Here is a 16,793-nt window from a genome sequence, read left to right as displayed (position 1 = left end):
GACGGCTCATGAGCAACAACAAGGACCGCGCAATCGTTGTCAAGCGCGCCGCGCCGAAGAAGGCCGGCCATCATGGCGGCGCGTGGAAGCTCGCCTACGCGGACTTCATGACCGCGATGATGGCGTTCTTCCTGCTGATGTGGCTGCTGTCGTCGGCATCGACGGTGCAGCTGCGCGGCATTGCCGACTACTTCAACCAGCCGCTGAAGATCACGCTCTGGGGCGGCGACCGCAGCGCCGAAGACTCGAGCATCCTGAAGGGCGGTGGCCGTGACATCTCGTCGCAGGACCAGGGCATCACACGCCGCAGCGACGGCGCGACCGAGCGCTCGGAGCGCAACCAGTCGAAGCACAACGACGACGACGCCACGAAGCAGCTCGAAGGCTCGCTCGAACGCAAGGAGCAGGTACGCCTGCACGACCTGCAGGTGAAGCTGATGGCGGCGATCGAGGCGAACCCGGTGCTGCGCCAGTTCAAGCAGCAGATCCGCATCGACTCCACGCTGCAGGGCCTGCGCATCGAGATCGTCGACTCGCAGAAGCGCCCGATGTTCGCAACGGCCCGCGACGTGGTCGAGCCGTACATGCGCGACATCCTGCAGGCGATCGGCAAGACGCTCAACGACGTGCCCAACCGCATCGTCGTGCAAGGCCACACCGACGCCGTGCCCTACGCGGGCGGCGAGAAGGGCTATAGCAACTGGGAGCTTTCCGCCGACCGTGCGAACGCTTCGCGGCGCGAGCTGATCGCGGGCGGCATGGACGAATCGAAGGTGTTGCGCGTGCTCGGTCTCGCTTCCACGCAGAACCTGAACAAGGCCGATCCGCTCGACCCGGAGAACCGCCGCATCAGCATCATCGTATTGAACAAGAAGTCCGAAGACGCGCTCATGCACGACGACTCGACCACCACCACGCTCTCCGACGACGCAGCGGGTTCGGGCAAGAGCCTGCCCGCGCTCACACCCGACGTCGTGCCGGGGAAGGCGGCGCCGGCGCCCGTCGCGATCGCGCCGAAGGTGGCAACCACGGTGGCGCCGGCGGGGCCGGCCGTCGCGCCGGCAGCGCAATGACAACGAGGAACGGATGATCAGGAACATTCTGGCGATCGACGATTCGGTGTCCATGCGGGAGATCCTGCGTGCGGCGCTCGGCTCGGCAGGCTACGAAGTGACGGTGGCGAGCGACGGCGACGAAGGGCTCGAGCATGCGCTCGCCCAGCGCTTCGATCTCGTGCTCACCGACCTTTACATGCCGCGCATGGGCGGCCTGGACCTGATCAAGCAGTTGAGGGCGAATCCTTCGTACTTCGAAACGCCCATCCTCGTGCTGACTACGGAATCGGACGAAGGCTTCAAGGCAGCCGTACGCGATGCAGGCGCGACCGGCTGGATCGAAAAACCGGTGGACCCCGAGCTGCTCGTCGATCTGGCGAGCGCACTCGGCGAGGCCCACTCTTGAGGTGCCGCGCGGCAAACGACCAGGCACCCCCCCAGGCAATTAACGCGGTGAAAGAGCAATGACTCTCGACATCACTCAGTTCTATCAGACGTTTTTCGACGAGGCGGACGAGCTGCTCGCGCAGATGGAGCAGCTTCTCCTGAACCTGAACGTCGGTCGCCCGGATCCCGAGGATCTGGCGGCGATCTTCCGCGCGGCGCACTCGATCAAGGGTGGCGCGGCGACGTTCGGCTTCACGGCCTTGACCGAGACGACCCACATTCTCGAATCGCTGCTCGACCGCGCTCGCAACAATGAGCTCGTGCTGCGCAAGGACATGATCGACACGTTCCTCGAAACGAAGGACGTGCTTTCCGACCAGCTCGGCGCCTACCGCGCGAGCGCCGAGCCCGACGCGCAGGCGGCTGCGGCTGTGCGCACGAAGCTCGAGCGCCTCTATGCGGAGAGCCGCGGCGTACCGGCGCCGGCGCCTGAACCCGCGCCGGCGCCTGCCCCCGCGCCGGCACCGGCTCCGCAGGCGAGCGCAGGCGATTCCGAAGAAGATCTCGAAGCCGCGTTCGAAATGCATAGCACGCTGGCGGCGGCAGGCTCGGGTGCGCCCGAGCACGTCGTGAGCGAGGCGATCGATGCGGCAGCCTCTGCGCCCGCGGCGAGCGGGGAAGCCGCAGCGGAAGGTCCGCACCTGCGCGTCACGCTGCGCGCCGTCGACGCGAAGGACCAGGAGCTGCTCGTCGAGGAGCTCGGCAACCTCGGCCGCATTCTCGGCCAGGTGAAGACCGGCGACGACCTCACGCTGTGGCTCGAAACCGATGTGACCCCCGACGACATCATCGCGGTGTGCTGCTTCGTGATCGACGAGAAACAGATTTCGATCGGGCGGGGCGCCGCGCCGCAGGGCGACGCGCAACCGGCTGCGGCGGCACCCGCGGCAGCACCTGCGGCTGCGCCGGCGCCGGCCGCGCCTGCCGCCGCGCCGGTGGCAGCGGCCCCTGCTGCCAGCGCCGTGATCCCGGCCCCGCCGCCCGCTGCGCACGCCGAACACGAAATGCCGCGCCCGCCCGCGAGCGCACCAGCGCCCGCGCAAGCCGAAGGCGAGCGCAAGGCGCGTCCGGCGGCCGCCGCTGCATCGGCGGAAGGCAGCTCGATTCGCGTGGGCGTCGAAAAGGTCGATCAGCTGATCAACCTCGTGGGCGAACTCGTCATTACGCAGGCCATGCTGGCGGAAACCACCAGCACGTTCGATCCGGCGCTGCACGACCGCCTCTACAACGGCATGGCGCAGCTCGAGCGCAACGCGCGCGACCTGCAGGAAGCGGTGATGTCGATCCGCATGATGCCGATGGACTACGTCTTCAGCCGCTTCCCGCGCCTGGTGCGCGACCTCGCGGCGAAGCTCGGGAAGGAAGTAGAGCTTGTCACCTTCGGTCAGGCGACCGAACTCGACAAGAGCCTCATCGAGCGCATCATCGACCCGCTCACCCACCTCGTGCGCAACTCGCTCGACCACGGCATCGAAACCGTGGAAGCGCGCCGCGCCGCGGGCAAGGACGCCACGGGCCAGCTCGTGCTGTCCGCCGCGCACCACGGCGGCAATATCGTGATCGAGGTGAGCGACGACGGCGCGGGCCTGCGCCGCGACAAGATTCTCGCCAAGGCGATCAAGCAGGGCATGCAGGTGAGCGACAGCATGTCCGACGACGAGGTCTGGAACCTCATCTTCCTGCCGGGCTTCTCGACCGCCGAGCAGGTGACGGACGTTTCGGGCCGCGGCGTCGGCATGGACGTGGTCAAGCGCAACATCCAGGCGATGGGCGGCCACGTGGAAATCACCTCGCACGCCGGCAAGGGCAGCACCACGCGCATCGTGCTGCCGCTCACGCTGGCGATCCTCGACGGCATGTCCGTGAAGGTGGGCAGCGAGATCTTCATCCTGCCGCTGAACTTCGTGATGGAGTCGCTGCAGCCGCGCCACGAAGACATCTACACGGTCACCAACGGCGACCGCGTGGTGCGCGTGCGCGGCGAGTATCTCCCGCTCGTGGCGCTGCACCGGGCATTCAACGTCGAAGGCGCGCGCACGGACCCGACGCAGGGCATCGTCACGATCATGGAAACCGAGGGCCGTCGCTTCGCCATGCTGATCGACGAACTGGTCGGCCAGCAGCAGGTCGTGGTGAAGAACCTCGAAACGAACTACCGCAAGGTGCACGGCATTTCGGCGGCGACCATTCTCGGCGACGGCAGCGTCGCGCTGATCGTCGACGTGGCCGCGCTCAATCGCGAGACGCGCGCCACGCATGGCGTGAGCGCCAGCGCAAATTCGGGTGCGTTCGCCGAATTCGCGTAATCGTGATGAAGTCCGGACGCACTCAACCAATCATCTCCCAACCGTTCAGGGGCTAACGTGGCAGAAGTCCAATCGATTCAAGGCAACGGCGCGCACGGCGCGATTGCCGGCGCGCAACGCCGCGACGCGCTGCAGGCCGACGCAGGTGGCCAGGAATTCCTCGTCTTCACCCTCGGCGCGGAAGAGTACGGCATCGACATCCTGAAGGTGCAGGAAATCCGCGGCTACGACAGCGTGACGCGCATCGCGAACGCGCCCGACTTCATCAAGGGCGTGATCAACCTGCGCGGCATCATCGTGCCGATCGTCGACATGCGCATCAAGTTCCATCTGGGCCGCGTCGAGTACGACCACCAGACGGTCGTCATCATCCTGAACGTCGCGCATCGCGTGGTCGGCATGGTGGTGGACGGCGTCTCGGACGTGCTCACGCTGCAGATGGAGCAGATCATGCCGGCGCCCGAATTCGGCGCGACGCTCACGACCGAGTACCTCACGGGCCTCGGCACTGTGGAAGGCCGCATGCTGATCCTGATGGACATCGAAAAACTGATGACGAGCCGCGAAATGGCTCTGATCGAGGCGCTGGTCTAACGCGCCGAGAGTTAAACCGGGGGGCCGCGAGGCCAGCGTGAGAGAGAGCGGATAAGCCGCCGCCAAAGAGCGGCAAGCCGCCTTCGTTTTCGCGCGTGCTTCGTACAGGTGCCGGGCGTCGCCGCGTCTTGCCGGCCGGCCGCGCCTAGCCGGCCGCGCCTGGCCGGCCGCGCCTGGCTGCCCGCGCCCGCCCGCATAGCCCGCCCCGATTCGCATAGGACAGGAGCAAACGAGATGCTGCAAAGATGGTCGATCCGCACGACGCTCACGGGCGTAGGGGTCATTCTGGTTGCGCTGACCGTGCTGGTCGGCGCGCTCGGGCTCGTCGCGCTCGGGCGTGCGAGCGACGCATTCACCGAGATCGTGCGAGGCGATCTCGTGGCGATGCACGCGCTGAACGACGCGTCGTCGTATCTGCTGCGCACGCGCGTGGCGATCGACCGCGCCAGCGCGCTTACGGCAGCTGGCCAGGCCGACGATGCGAAGAAGGTGATCGATCGCGCCCAGGAACTGCTCGGCAAATCCAATGAAGCCTGGCAGGCCTTCCAGAACGCGCCGAAGAGCGGTCTCGACGCCGCCACGCTCGATGCGCTCGTGGCCAAACGCGCGACGCTCATGCAGGACGGCGTGCAGCCCGAATTCGCGGCCCTGCGCGCAAACGATCAACCGGCCTATCACGCGATCGCCGACACGAAGATCAGCCCGATGTTCGTCGACTACGACAACGTCGCCGGGCCGCTCGCGCAGGCGCTGGAAGACGGCGCTCAGGCGCGCGAGGTCGGCGCGCACGACAAGATCGCCGTGATGCGCATTGCGATCGGCGTGGTGATCGCCGTGGCGCTCGTGCTCGTGGTGGCGATCCGCTTCGCCATGCGCGGTCTCATCGTGCAGCCGCTCGAGGACGCGGTGACGTGTTTCGAGCGCATCGCCCAAGGCGATCTCTCGCAGCCGGTCACGGTCTACAGCGACAACGAGATCGGGCGTCTCTTCGGCGGCATCAAGCGCATGCAGGAAAGCCTCGTCACGCTGGTGAGCGCGGTGCATACGGGCGCCAGCTCGATCGACGTGGGCGCACGCGAGATCGCCATGGGCAACACCGATCTCTCGCAGCGCACGGAGCAGCAGGCCGCTTCGCTGCAGGAAACGGCATCGAGCATGGAGCAGCTCACCGGCACCGTGCGCCAGAACGCCGAGAACGCGCGCCAGGCGAGCCAGCTGGCCGTCAACGCGTCCGACATCGCAACGCGCGGCGGCGAGGTGGTGGGTGAAGTCGTGAACACGATGCAGGGCATCGCGGTGAGTTCGGCGAAGGTCGTGGACATCATCAGCGTGATCGAAGGCATCGCCTTTCAGACCAACATTCTCGCGCTCAACGCGGCCGTGGAAGCGGCGCGTGCGGGCGAGCAGGGCCGCGGCTTCGCGGTGGTGGCCGGCGAAGTGCGCAGCCTCGCGCAGCGCAGCGCCAGCGCGGCGAAGGAAATCAAGGAACTCATCAACGACTCGGCCGAGAAGGTGCAAAGCGGCTCGCAGCTCGTGGGCCGCGCAGGCACGACGATGGAAGAAATCCTTCAGGCCGTGCGTCGCGTGACCGACATCATGGGTGAGATCAGCGCGGCGTCCGAGGAGCAGTCGGGCGGCATCGAGCAGGTCAACCGCGCCGTCACGCAGATGGACACCGTCACGCAGCAGAACGCGGCGCTGGTGGAGCAGGCGGCCGCTGCGGCGGCGTCGCTCGAGGAGCAGACGCGCCAGCTGCAGAACGTGCTCGGCACGTGGACGACGGGCGGCGCAGCGGCGCGCAGCGTGGCTGCAGGTGCGGCTCGCGTCACGCCGGCCTCGCCGGTTGCCGTGAAACGCACGACGCCGTCTCCGGCTTCGGCTTCGGCGGGGACGAAGGCCGCGGTGGCGTCAGTCGCGACCGCAGCGGCACCTGCGGACGCCGCGAAGCCTGCGACAAAGCCCGCGGCGCAACCGGCAGCGCAGTCGGCCAACAAGGCAGTGGCAAGGCCTGCGGCGAAACCGGCCGCGCCTGCGCGCGCCGAGGCGTACGCGAGCACGGCGGCATCCGCTTCGGACGATTCGGACTGGGAAACGTTCTGATCGAACGCGGCATAGAAAAGTAGTGAAGTACTGAACACGACGAGCAACTGCAATGCACATGAGCGCTACACAACGGCAAGACCTGCCGCGCCGGGCCCCACGGCCCGCGCGCGCTGCGCAGGCGGCCCATGCGCCGCACGCATTGCAACCGGGCAGGCGCGGCGCGCAGCAGTCCTGCGCCGCGGTATCCCATGCAGTGGGCGGCGCGCAATGCGAAGGAGCATCAGCATGAGAGCGCTGCGAAGTACGCGCCAGGACGCCGGCGAGCCGGGCGGTTCGGGCGTCGAGAGCAACCGCGATTTCGATTTCACTTCGGCGGACTTCGAGCGCATTCGCGCTCTGATTCACCGCCGCGCGGGCATTTCGCTCTCGGACCACAAGCGCGACATGGCGTACAGCCGTCTCGCGCGGCGCCTGCGCACGCTCGGTCTCGACAGTTTTCGCGAGTACCTCGACCAGCTCGAGGCGCGCAACGACGCGGCCGAGTGGGAAGCATTCACGAACGCGCTCACCACGAACCTCACCGCGTTTTTCCGCGAGGCGCATCACTTCCCGATCCTCGCGGATTTCGTGAAGCGCAGGGGTTCGCAGCCGGTTTCAGTGTGGTGTTCGGCGGCCTCCACGGGCGAGGAGCCGTACTCGATCGCGATGACGCTCGTCGAAGCGCTTGGAGACCGCGCCGCGCGCGAGGCGCGCGTGCTCGCCACCGACCTCGACACCCAGGTGCTCGCCAAGGCCGACGCGGGCGTCTATTCGTTCGACCAGGTGAAGCATCTGTCGCCGGAGCGTCTGAAGCGCTTCTTCTTCAAGGGAACCGGCTCGCACTCGGGACTCGTGAAGGTGCGTCCTGAGCTGCGCGCGATGATCAAGTTCGAGCAGCTCAATCTCACCGACGCGGACTACGGCTTGCGCACGACGTTCGACGCGATCTTCTGCCGCAACGTGATGATCTATTTCGATAAGCCGACCCAGGCACAGGTCCTCACGCGCTTCGAGCCGCTCATGAAGCCGGACGGCCTGCTGTTCGCGGGCCACTCAGAGAACTTCACCTACGTCACGCAGGCTTTCCGTCTGCGCGGCCAGACGGTGTACGAACTCACGCGCGGCGCCGCCAGTGCTGCGCCGCGCCGCGCGAACGACGCGCTCGGAGTGCCCGCATGAGCGCCCGCCTCCCGATCGCGACGAACCGCTACTTCGACGCGCATTTCCAGCGCCCCGGCGTCAAGCTGCTGCCCAACGAGTTCTACACGACGGGCGAGGACATGGTGCTCGTCACCGTGCTCGGCTCGTGCGTGGCGGCCTGCATTCAGGACCGCACCGCCGGCATTGGCGGCATGAACCACTTCATGCTTCCCGACGACGGCGCGGACTCCGCCCACGCGCTCACCGGCGCCTCCGACGCGATGCGCTACGGCGCCTACGCGATGGAAGTGCTCATCAACGAGTTGATCAAGGCGGGCGGCCGGCGCGAGCGCTTCGAGGCCAAGGTGTTCGGCGGCGCGGCGGTGCTCGCGGGCATGACGACGATGAACATCGGCGACCGCAACGCCGTGTTCGTGCGCCGCTATCTCGCGACCGAAAACATCCGCATCGTGGCCGAAGACCTGCAAGGCTCGCATCCGCGCAAGGTGGCGTTCTTGCCGCGCACGGGCCAGGTGATGGTCAAGAAGCTGCGCCTCTCGCAGGACACGAGCGTGGCCGAGCGCGAGCAGCAGCTCGCCGCGCAAACCGCCGAAGCGCGCGCCGAGCGGCTCGCGCGGGCGCGGGCGCGCGTCGAGCTGTTCGGCGTCGGCAGCGCCGGTCGCGCGGGCCCGGGCGCCACGGCGGCGGCTCATGTTGCAAATTCGGCGGCAAACGCGGCTGCCAAGGCGGCAGCTCATACGCCCGAGATTTTCCAATCCCAGCCGCAGGGCGCGCGCCCTCGCATCGAGCTGTTCGGCTCGAGCGTGTCGTCCGCGCTGCGCGCATCCGGTCAAGACAACGCCAGGACAGTAGAGGAGGCGTGAACGCTGTGCAAAAAATCAAGGTTCTCTGCGTCGACGATTCGGCGCTGATCCGCAGTTTGATGACGGAAATCATCAACAGTCAGCCCGATATGACGGTCGTCGCCACTGCGCCGGATCCGCTCGTCGCGCGCGAGCTGATCAAGCAGCACAACCCCGACGTGCTCACGCTCGACGTGGAAATGCCGCGCATGGACGGCCTCGACTTCCTCGAGAAGTTGATGCGCCTGCGGCCCATGCCGGTCGTGATGGTGTCGTCGCTCACCGAGCGCGGCAACGAAATCACGCTGCGCGCGCTTGAACTGGGCGCCGTCGACTTCGTGACGAAGCCGAAGGTCGGCATTCGCGACGGCATGCTCGAATACTCGGAAAAGCTCGCCGACAAGGTGCGCGCCGCCGCGCGCGCCCGCGTGCGTGCGCACCATGCTCCGTCTGCTGCGCCCGCCGGCGCGGCAGCGCACGCGCACGGCCACGCCGCTGCGCACGCCGCGAGCCCGGCGCCGATGATCAACAACCCGCTCGTCTCGACCGAGAAGCTCGTGATCGTCGGCGCGTCGACGGGCGGCACCGAGGCGATCCGCGAAGTGCTGCAGCCGCTGCCGCCCGACGCGCCAGCGGTGCTGATCGCGCAGCACATGCCGCCCGGTTTCACGAAGTCGTTCGCACAGCGCCTGAACGGGCTGTGCCGCATCACCGTCAAGGAAGCGGAGCACGGCGAACGTGTACTGCCCGGCCACGCCTACATCGCGCCGGGCCATGCACACCTCTTGCTCGCACGCAGTGGCGCGAACTACATCGCACATCTGTCCGACGACCCGCCGGTCAACCGGCACCGTCCGTCGGTCGACGTGCTGTTTCGCTCGGCGGCGCTGCACGCGGGCAAGAACGCCATCGGCGTGATTCTCACGGGCATGGGCCGCGACGGCGCTGCCGGACTGCTCGAAATGCGCCAGGCCGGTGCATATACGCTCGCGCAGGACGAGGCGAGCTGCATCGTGTTCGGCATGCCGCGCGAAGCCATTGCCATGGGCGGCGCCGACGAGATCGCCTCGCTCTCCGACATGAGCCGGCGCGTGATGACCCGACTCGCCTCGATGGGCGACCGGGTTCAGCGCGTCTAAGAAATTGCCGATATAGAGAGATCATGCGGGCTGCAAACGCTTGCTCGATCGCTCGCGATTAATTTATCTGGATAGGCAGTGTGCTTCTCTGGATAATTGCCCGGGTTTTCGCCTGGAGGAATGGAACGTGATGGATAAGGGAATGAAGATTCTGGTGGTGGACGATTTTCCGACGATGCGCCGGATTGTCCGCAACCTGCTCAAGGAACTGGGCTACTCGAACGTCGACGAAGCCGAAGACGGTGCAGCGGGCCTCGCCCGCCTGCGCGGCGGCAACTACGAGTTCGTGATCTCCGACTGGAACATGCCGAACCTCGACGGTCTCGCCATGCTCAAGGAGATCCGCGCCGACGCCAACCTGACGCACTTGCCGGTGCTGATGGTGACGGCCGAGTCGAAGAAGGAGAACATCATCGCGGCGGCGCAGGCCGGTGCGAGCGGTTATGTGGTGAAGCCGTTCACGGCCGCCACGCTCGACGAGAAGCTCAACAAGATTCTCGAGAAGATGGCGAAGACGGGGAGCTGACGTGAACGAGCCCATCAGTGAGCAGTCCGGCGCTCATTCCGGTGAGTGGCCGGAAGCCGAGGGCATCGAGCCGCTTGCGCAGCCGCCCGAGTTCGACTTCGCGCCGCCCGCCGCGGGCGACGCCGGCGAGCTGGCGACGGACCGCATCCTCGCGCGCATCGGACACTTGACGCGCAGCCTGCGCGACTCGATGCGCGAACTCGGCCTCGACAAGCATGTGGAGCGCGCCGCCGAGGCGGTGCCCGACGCGCGCGACCGGCTGCGCTATGTCGCGAACATGACCGAGCAGGCCGCCGAGCGCGTGCTGACCGCGATCGACATCGCCAAGCCGCTGCAGGAAACGCTCGAACGCGACGCGAAGGAACTGACGGGCCGCTGGGCGACCTGGTACGACGCGCCGATCGGCCGCGAGGAAGTGCGCCAGCTGATGGACGACACGCGCGCCTTCGTGGATGGCGTGCCGCAAGCCACCGCGGCGACCAATCAGCAGCTCCTCGAGATCATGCTCGCTCAGGACTTCCAGGATCTGACGGGCCAGGTGATCAAGAAGATCATGGACGTGGTCTATCTGATCGAGCAGCAGTTGCTCACCGTACTCGTCGAGAACATCGCGCCGGAGCGCCGCGAGCAGTTCGCGGCAACGGCGGCGGCGCTCGCGGAGACCCAGAGCAGCACGGGCAGTCCCGAAGGCCTGCTCAACGGCCCGCAGATCAATCCGGAAGGCAAGACCGACGTCGTGCAGGACCAGGCGCAGGTCGACGATCTGCTCGCAAGTCTGGGGTTCTGACCCTTAACATGCAGCTAACCGTTCGGTTAGCTGCCGCATGTAGTCCAAGGCGGGCATACTAGTGCTCATGCCTTCGTGCCCCTACCGCGGCGAGCGTCGCTGTGGGGCAACGGAGCATAGCCAGCCGTTGCCCGTCCTGCTGCGTCCCCGCCGCGACCTTCCGCGTGGCCCCGACAGCATATGGCGCAACGCGCCATTGCAAGAGGGAGGGGACGCCTTGTATCCATACACATCGTTCTGTGGCAAGGCGGCGCGCTCGTTTGCGCGCCGCGCTGTATCCCGCTGCGCGCCCGGCGCGGCGCTTCCCGGTTTCCTGCTTTGCGCGCTGCTCGTGGCGCCGGCGGCTCACGCCGCGCTCGGCGGCGCGCCCATGCCCACGCCGGCGGGCGCGAGCGTCAGCGCCCTGAGCGCCGCTTCGGCGGCGGCCGCGGCCGGCAACGCCTCGGCCGTTGCGCGCGCAGCCTTGCAAGGCGCGGCGTCTGGCGCTTCCACGACTCCCGCCTACACCGTTCAACAGACCACGCTCGCCAACGGCACCGTCGTGCGCGAGTACCTCTCGCAGGCCGGCACCGTATTCGGCGTGGCCTGGGACGGCCCGCAGATGCCCAATCTCGCCACGCTGCTGGGCAGCTACTTTTCCCAATACACGGCCGGCGTGAAGGCGAGCCACGCCGCCGGCCGCGTGCGCGGGCCGGGTGTGGTCGAAAACTCGAACGTCGTCGTGCATTCGGGCGGCCACATGGGCGCCTTCTCCGGGCAGGCGTGGCTGCCGCAGGCGCTGCCTGCGGGCGTCAGCGCCTCCGATATCCAGTGACGAGCGGAGACCGAACGTGCCGACTTCAGCGCTGATTTCACGCCATTCGCGCAGCTTGTGGCTGCGCCCTTTCCGGTTCCTTTCGGGCGCCGCGCTCGTCGCCCTGGTTTCGCTCGTCGCCGCCTGCGGAGGCGGGGGCGGCAGCGGCAACAGCAGTAGTGGCAGCAACTCGAGCGGCAGCAGTGGCAGTGGCAGCTCCGCGGTTCCCAGTCCCACACAGCAGCCCACCGCGGCAACCGCCGCGAACACCGTGGGCGTCGTCGTGAACCGCGGCCTCACCGGCACGCTGCCCAACATTCCCACCGTCAGCGTGACGATCTGCGTGGCCGGCACGAGCACCTGCCAGACCGTCGACAACGTCCAGGTGGATACGGCGTCGTTCGGCCTGCGTCTGCTCGCGTCGGCGCTGCCGAACCTGCTGAGTTCGCTGTCCCCTGTCACGGCCAATGGCGGCAACCTCGCCGAATGCACGGCATTTGCCGATGGTTACACGTGGGGCACGGTGCGTTCTGCTGACGTCAAGATCGGCGGCGAGACGGCATCCAATATCCCCATCCAGGTGATCGGTGACCTGGGGTCGGTGCCGGCGGCGTGCGCGGGCTTTGGCAGCGCGCAGGACACGGTGCAGGACCTCGGCGCGAACGGCATTCTCGGCATTGGCGTTGCGCCTTATGACAACCTCGGCACTTACTACTCCTGCCCCGGCGACACGAACTGCGTCACGGCAACGGTCACGCAAACCCAGCTGGTGGCCAACCCAGTGCCCAAGTTCGGCACGGACGGCAACGGCGTGATCCTCCAGATGGCGCCCGTATCCGATAGCGGCGCGCCCAGCGCGACGGGCACCCTCGTGTTCGGCATCGGCACGCAGTCGAACAACGCGATGACCGCGGCACAAAGCTACAGCACGGACTCGTGGGGCAGGCTCAGCTCGACATTCAACGGGCGCACGCTCCAGACCTTCCTCGATTCGGGTTCGAACGCGATCTTCTTCGTCGACAGCGCGCTGCCGCAGTGCGGCGGCAATCTCGGCACGTTCTACTGCCCAACGTCGACGCAGTCCTTCAGCGCGGCGCTCGTTTCCAATAACGGCGCAACGACGGGCACCGCGACCTTCAACGTCGCGAACGCGAACGCATTGCTCGGCAGCGGCGCGAACTATGCGGCCAACAACCTGGCAGGGCAGTTCGGCTCGTCGGCGGACCTCGACCTGGGGTTGTCGTTCTTCTATGGCCGCTACGTGTACTACGGCATGGACATGAGCGCATCCGGCGGCAAGGCGCCGTTCGTCGCGTTCTGAAATCGCGCGCGCTGCGGGTGCGTCTGCCGCGAAGTTTGCGGCCCGCGGGCCCGTGCGCGCATCGCCCGCCGGCGCCCGCCGATGATGCCGCCCCAGTCCCATCGGCCGAAATACCCTGATTTCCCCGTCCTACTCCGTCAATCGCCGCTTGGCTTGCGCGGCAATAATCGCTGTCACTGAAAAAGGGCGCGCGCCAGCCGCGCAGCCGCGACGAGCGGCGCGCGCCCGCGACCGGAGCATGCGTGGCTGAGGACAGCGACCTCGACAAAACCGAATCCGCCACTCCCAAGCGCCTCGAAAAGGCGCGGGAGGAGGGGCAGGTTCCGCGTTCCCGGGAGTTGGCGACGTTCGCGCTGCTCTCGGCGGGCTTCTATGGCACATGGATGCTCTCCGGCACGATCGGCGAGCATCTGCAGGCCATGTTGCGGTCGGCGTTCACGTTCGGCCATGCCGACGCGTTCGAGACGCGGCGCATGCTGATCGGCGCGGGGCTCTCCGCGCGCGAGGGGTTCCTCGCGGTCATACCGGTGCTTGCGCTCACGGGCGTGGCGGCGCTCGTCGCGCCCATGGCCCTCGGCGGCTGGCTGATATCGACGAAGCTGCTCGAGCCGAAATTCGAACGTCTGAACCCGATTACGGGCATCGGCCGCCTCTTTTCCGTGAACGGGCTCGTCCAACTCGGCATGTCGGCGGTGAAGACGGCCGCGGTCGGTGTGATCGGCGGTTCCGCGCTGTGGAACCACCGCGACGAGATCCTCGGCTTGGCGATGCAGCCCGCGCCGCGCGCTTTCGCCGACGGCATGCATCTTATTGCGGTGTGCTGCGGCATGACGGTCGCCGGCATGTTCTTCGTCGCGGCCATTGACGCACCCTACCAGGTCTGGTCGTATTACCGCCGGCTGCGCATGACCAAGGAAGAAGTGAAGCGCGAGCACCGCGAAAACGAAGGCGACCCGCACGTGAAGGGGCGCATTCGCCAGCAGCAGCGGGCTGCCGCGCGCCGCCGCATGATGACCCAGGTGCCCAAGGCCGACGTGGTCGTGACCAACCCGACGCACTTCGCCGTCGCGCTCAAGTACGCCGACGGCGAGATGCGCGCGCCGAAGGTCGTCGCCAAGGGCGTGAACCTCGTGGCTGTGCGCATCCGCGAGCTCGCGACAGAGAACAACGTGCCGCTGCTCGAAGCGCCGCCGCTCGCCCGCGCGCTCTACTACAACGTCGACATCAACCGCGAAATTCCGGGTCCGCTCTACGGCGCGGTCGCCCAGGTGCTCGCGTGGGTCTATCAGCTCAAGCGTTTCCGCGAGCATGGCGGCGACGTGCCGATGGAGCCGACCGACCTCGACGTGCCACCCGAAATGGACAAGGGCGCGATGACCGACGAAGACGAAGCCAGCGAAGCCGACGAAGCCCTCACTCCCGAGGAGCGCGCGGCCGCCGAGGCCGCCAGTCGCGCGAACGCGGCAAATTCCATGAACGCAAACAACGCATCGAACATCGCTGGCCGCGCCGAGACAAACCCGGCGCCAGACGGCACTGAAGGAGCAACAGAATGAACGCCCGCACCGGTTTCCTCGCGCGGCGCCCGGAGATGCTGCAAAGCACGAATCTGCGCGCGCTGGCGGGACCGATCCTGATCTGCATGATCCTCGGCATGATGATCCTGCCGTTGCCGCCGTTCCTGCTGGATCTGCTGTTCACCTTCAACATCGCGCTTTCGGTGATGGTGCTGCTCGTCAGCATGTACACCATGAAGCCGCTCGACTTCGCGGCGTTCCCGAGCGTGCTGCTGTTTTCCACGCTCCTGCGGCTCTCGCTGAACGTGGCCTCCACGCGTATCGTGCTGCTGGAAGGCCACACTGGCCCTGACGCGGCGGGCAAGGTGATCGAGTCGTTCGGCCACTTCCTGGTGGGCGGCAACTTCGCCGTCGGTATCGTTGTGTTCGTGATCCTCATGGTCATCAACTTCATGGTGATCACAAAGGGCGCGGGCCGTATCGCCGAAGTGTCCGCGCGCTTCACGCTCGATGCGATGCCCGGCAAGCAGATGGCGATCGACGCCGATCTCAACGCAGGCCTCATCAATGAAGATGCGGCGAGAAAGCGCCGTACGGAGATTGCCCAGGAAGCCGAGTTCTACGGCTCGATGGACGGTGCGAGCAAGTTCGTACGCGGCGACGCCATCGCCGGCCTGCTCATCATGGTCATCAACATCGTGGGCGGCCTGATCGTGGGCGTCGTGCAGCACGGGATGCCGTTCGGCTCGGCGGCCGAGACCTACACGCTGCTGACCATCGGTGACGGCCTCGTCGCGCAGATTCCGTCGCTCATCATTTCGACTGCGGCCGGCGTGATTGTTTCCCGCGTGGGGACCAACGAGGACATCGGCACGCAGCTCACCGGCCAGCTCTTCACAAACCCGCGCGTGCTCATGATCACGGGCTCGATCATCGTCATGATGGGCCTGATTCCGGGCATGCCGCACTTTGCGTTTCTGCTGCTCGGCGGCGGCGCGATCCAGCTTGGTCGCGTGATGAAAAAGAACGCCGAGGCGAAGAAGGCGAGCGCCGTGGTGACTGAAGCCGCGCCTGCCGCGCTTGCGCCGGCCGAAAATGCCGAGGCGACCTGGGACGACGTGGCGCTCATCGACACGCTCGGCCTCGAAGTCGGCTACCGCATCATTCCGCTCGTCGACAAGAACACGGACGGCGAGCTGCTCAAGCGCATCAAGAGCATCCGCAAGAAGTTCGCGCAGGAAATCGGCTTCTTGCCGCCCGTCATCCATATTCGCGACAACCTGGAGCTGCGCCCGAACGCCTATCGGATTGCGCTGAAGGGCGTGGAAGTGGGCACGGGCGAGGCCTATCCGGGCCAGTGGCTCGCAATCAACCCGGGCCAGGTGAGCGCGGTGCTTCCCGGCACGCCGACCACCGACCCGGCGTTCGGCCTGCCCGCCGTATGGATCGATTCGAACGTGCGCGAGCAGGCGCAGGTGTTCGGCTACACGGTGGTCGATTCGAGCACGGTGGTGGCGACGCACTTGAATCACCTCGTCGTCATGCACGCGGCCGAGCTGCTCGGGCGCCGCGAAGTGCAGGCGCTGCTCGAGCGCGTGCAGAAGGACACGCCTTCGCTCGTGGACGACCTCGTGCCGAAGGTGCTGCCGGTCACGACGCTGCAGAAGGTGCTGCAGAACCTGCTGGAAGAGGGCGTGCCGATCCGCGACATGCGCACGATCATGGAGTCCCTCGCGGAGCACACGCCGCGCATCACCGATGCACACGATCTGACGGCGGCGGTGCGCATCGCGCTCGGCCGCGCGATCACGCAGCAATGGTTCCCCGGCAACGCCGACATGCAGGTGATGGGCCTCGACGCGAATCTCGAGCGCGTGCTGTCGCAGACACTCACCTCGGGCCCGAACCCCGGCCTCGAACCGGGTCTCGCGCATACGCTGCTCACGCAGACCGAGCAGGCGATGGGGCGTCAGCAGGCGCTGGGTCTCGCGCCGGTGATGCTCGTGCAGCACGCGCTGCGGCCCATGCTGTCACGCTTCCTGCGCCGCAGCCTGCCGCAGCTCAAGGTGCTGTCGTATGCCGAGGTGCCGGATACGCGCAACGTGAAGGTGGTGAACGTGATCGGGGCGCATTGATCGCGCCGCCGCAACTGGATGAGACCAAGCCCGCTTCCTGCGGGCTTTTTCGTTAGCCGATCCGTCTGCGCGCCTTTCTGTACGTAAT

Annotated in this window: 13 protein-coding genes and 1 pseudogene; all 14 read left to right on the top strand. The window is 67.0% G+C overall.

The features are described from left to right. Positions 1-8 precede the first annotated feature (8 nt). The 14 genes and pseudogenes from motB (at position 9) to flhA (ending at position 16,705) form a co-directional block, all read left to right on the top strand. Positions 9-1,073 carry a flagellar motor protein MotB gene (gene motB / locus M3I53_RS35125; RefSeq protein WP_254320375.1) on the top strand — a complete coding sequence of 355 codons (1,065 nt, stop codon included), beginning with the start codon at positions 9-11 and terminating at the stop codon, positions 1,071-1,073. Positions 1,074-1,086: 13 nt separating this feature from the next. Next, positions 1,087-1,461, top strand: coding sequence for a response regulator (locus M3I53_RS35120; protein WP_254320374.1), 375 nt, complete (start codon positions 1,087-1,089; stop codon positions 1,459-1,461). A 58-nt stretch (positions 1,462-1,519) separates the two neighbouring features. Next, the gene (gene cheA / locus M3I53_RS35115) at positions 1,520-3,808 is read left to right on the top strand and encodes a chemotaxis protein CheA (RefSeq protein WP_302057976.1); all 2,289 of its coding nucleotides are present in this window, start codon (positions 1,520-1,522) and stop codon (positions 3,806-3,808) included. Positions 3,809-3,865: 57 nt separating this feature from the next. Further along, positions 3,866-4,402 (top strand): chemotaxis protein CheW, encoded by a 537-nt coding sequence (gene cheW, locus M3I53_RS35110; RefSeq protein WP_028203349.1) that lies wholly within the window; start codon positions 3,866-3,868, stop codon positions 4,400-4,402. Between the two features lie 234 nt (positions 4,403-4,636). Then, positions 4,637-6,502, top strand: a complete 1,866-nt coding sequence (locus tag M3I53_RS35105; protein ID WP_254320373.1) for a methyl-accepting chemotaxis protein — start codon at positions 4,637-4,639, stop codon at positions 6,500-6,502. A 228-nt stretch (positions 6,503-6,730) separates the two neighbouring features. Then, the gene (locus M3I53_RS35100; RefSeq protein ID WP_254320372.1) at positions 6,731-7,663 is read left to right on the top strand and encodes a CheR family methyltransferase; all 933 of its coding nucleotides are present in this window, start codon (positions 6,731-6,733) and stop codon (positions 7,661-7,663) included. Further along, positions 7,660-8,508, top strand: a complete 849-nt coding sequence (gene cheD / locus M3I53_RS35095; RefSeq protein ID WP_254320371.1) for a chemoreceptor glutamine deamidase CheD — start codon at positions 7,660-7,662, stop codon at positions 8,506-8,508. Before M3I53_RS35100 ends, cheD begins: the two co-directional genes overlap by 4 nt. Before the next feature lie 59 nt (positions 8,509-8,567). Continuing rightward, the gene (locus tag M3I53_RS35090) at positions 8,568-9,626 is read left to right on the top strand and encodes a chemotaxis response regulator protein-glutamate methylesterase (protein ID WP_375542628.1); all 1,059 of its coding nucleotides are present in this window, start codon (positions 8,568-8,570) and stop codon (positions 9,624-9,626) included. Between the two features lie 130 nt (positions 9,627-9,756). Then, entirely contained in the window at positions 9,757-10,152 is a 396-nt protein-coding gene (gene cheY, locus M3I53_RS35085) for a chemotaxis response regulator CheY (RefSeq protein ID WP_028203354.1), read from the top strand. Positions 10,153-10,282: 130 nt separating this feature from the next. Then, on the top strand, positions 10,283-10,939 hold the full coding sequence (gene cheZ, locus M3I53_RS35080) for a protein phosphatase CheZ (protein ID WP_254320392.1): 657 nt from the start codon (positions 10,283-10,285) through the stop codon (positions 10,937-10,939). A gap of 313 nt (positions 10,940-11,252) precedes the next feature. Beyond that, positions 11,253-11,753 (top strand): DUF2844 domain-containing protein, encoded by a 501-nt coding sequence (locus M3I53_RS35075; protein ID WP_254320391.1) that lies wholly within the window; start codon positions 11,253-11,255, stop codon positions 11,751-11,753. A 55-nt stretch (positions 11,754-11,808) separates the two neighbouring features. Further along, entirely contained in the window at positions 11,809-13,053 is a 1,245-nt protein-coding gene (locus M3I53_RS35070) for a DUF3443 domain-containing protein (RefSeq protein ID WP_254320390.1), read from the top strand. A gap of 242 nt (positions 13,054-13,295) precedes the next feature. Then, positions 13,296-14,501 (top strand): annotated as a pseudogene (gene flhB / locus M3I53_RS35065) (flagellar biosynthesis protein FlhB); the annotation flags it as partial. 104 nt (positions 14,502-14,605) lie between these two features. Further along, positions 14,606-16,705 carry a flagellar biosynthesis protein FlhA gene (flhA, locus tag M3I53_RS35060; RefSeq protein ID WP_254320369.1) on the top strand — a complete coding sequence of 700 codons (2,100 nt, stop codon included), beginning with the start codon at positions 14,606-14,608 and terminating at the stop codon, positions 16,703-16,705. Positions 16,706-16,793 lie beyond the last annotated feature (88 nt).

Origin of the sequence: Paraburkholderia sp. CNPSo 3272 (assembly GCF_024206495.1) — a bacterium.
In the GTDB taxonomy this organism is placed as follows: Bacteria; Pseudomonadota; Gammaproteobacteria; order Burkholderiales; family Burkholderiaceae; genus Paraburkholderia.
The sequence above is the reverse complement of the archived record's forward strand: the minus strand, read 5'-3'. Positions and strand labels throughout refer to the sequence as shown.